This window comes from Neisseria sp. P0009.S007, from assembly GCF_051962515.1.
In genome coordinates, this window is the sequence record NZ_JBQCVF010000316.1 from 1 (window position 1) to 1,502 (window position 1,502).

Annotated in this window: 1 protein-coding gene and 1 pseudogene; one reads left to right on the forward strand and one right to left on the reverse strand. The window is 52.9% G+C overall.

Annotation, left to right across the window (positions count from 1 at the left end; all coding sequences use genetic code 11):
• On the forward strand, positions 1-960 hold a 960-nt coding region (gene msrAB, locus ACTHS3_RS12835), incomplete at its 5' end, for a bifunctional peptide-methionine (S)-S-oxide reductase MsrA/peptide-methionine (R)-S-oxide reductase MsrB (protein ID WP_440368115.1).
• A 128-nt stretch (positions 961-1,088) separates the two neighbouring features.
• Here msrAB and ACTHS3_RS12840 read toward each other — a convergent pair.
• Positions 1,089-1,502, reverse strand: a pseudogene (locus ACTHS3_RS12840) (adenylosuccinate lyase); the annotation flags it as partial.

Here is a 1,502-nt window from a genome sequence, read left to right on the forward strand (position 1 = left end):
GCCGGCGGCTGCTTCTGGGGCTTGGAAGCCTATTTCCAACGCATAGACGGCGTGGTTGACGCAGTATCCGGCTACGCCAACGGCAAAACGCAAAACCCAAGCTACGAAGACGTTTCCTACCGCGATACAGGCCATGCCGAAACCGTCAAAGTCACCTACGATGCCGACAAACTCAGCCTAGACGACATCCTGCAATATTTCTTCCGCGTCGTTGACCCGACCAGCCTCAATAAACAAGGCAACGACATCGGCACGCAATACCGCAGCGGCGTATACTACACCGACCCCACCGAAAAAGCCGTCATCGCCGCCGCCCTCAAACGCGAGCAGCAAAAATACCAACAGCCCCTCGTCGTCGAAAACGAGCCGCTGCAAAACTTCTACGACGCCGAGGAATACCATCAGGACTACCTGATTAAAAACCCCAACGGCTATTGCCACATCGACATACGCAAAGCCGACGAACCGCTGCCGGGCAAAACCAAAGCCGCCCCGCAAGGCAAAGGCTTTGACGCGGCAACGTATAAAAAACCCGGCGATGCCGAACTCAAACGCCTCCTGACCGAAGAGCAATACCAAGTTACTCAAAACAGCGCGACCGAATACGCCTTCAGTCATGAATACGACCACTTGTTCAAACCCGGTATTTATGTGGACATTGTCAGCGGCGAACCCCTGTTCAGCTCTGCCGACAAATTTGATTCCGGCTGCGGCTGGCCGAGCTTTACCCACCCGATTAATGCCGCCGCCGTTACCGAACACGACGATTTCAGCTACAACATGCGCCGCACCGAAGTGCGCAGCCATGCCGCCGACTCGCACTTGGGACACGTCTTCGCCGACGGTCCGAAAGACAAAGGCGGCCTGCGCTATTGCATCAACGGCGCAAGTTTGAAATTCATTCCTTTAGAAGAAATGGACGCTGCCGGCTACGGCGCATTGAAAGACAAAGTAAAATAACAGATTGAATCGAAAAAGGCCGTCTGAAAAAGATTTCAGACGGCCTTTTAATTTGTCGGATGTAGAAAGCTGGTTCTTATCTATCAAAAAATCTCAATAACTAAGAAAGTGCACCCTACAAAAGCCTTTTAAATTCGTTTTGCCAACTCTTCGGCTTTGCCCACATACAACGCAGGGGTCAGCTCAAGCAATTTGGCTTTGGCTTCTGCCGGAATTTCCAACGACTCGATAAAGAGTTTCAACACTTCAGGCGTAATGCCGTCTTTACCGCGTGTCAGGTCTTTCAGCTTCTCATAAGGATTGGCCACGCCGTAACGACGCATGACGGTTTGAATCGGCTCGGCCAGCAGCTCCCAAGTAGCGTCCAAATCGGCAGCAAGGACGGCAGGATTCGGCTCAAGCTTATTCAGACCGCGCAGATGGGCGGCAAAGCCCAATACGGTATAGCCCACGCCTACGCCCATGTTGCGCAATACGGTGCTGTCGGTCAGGTCGCGCTGCCAACGGGAAATCGGCAGTTTTTCAGACAAAAAGCCCAATAC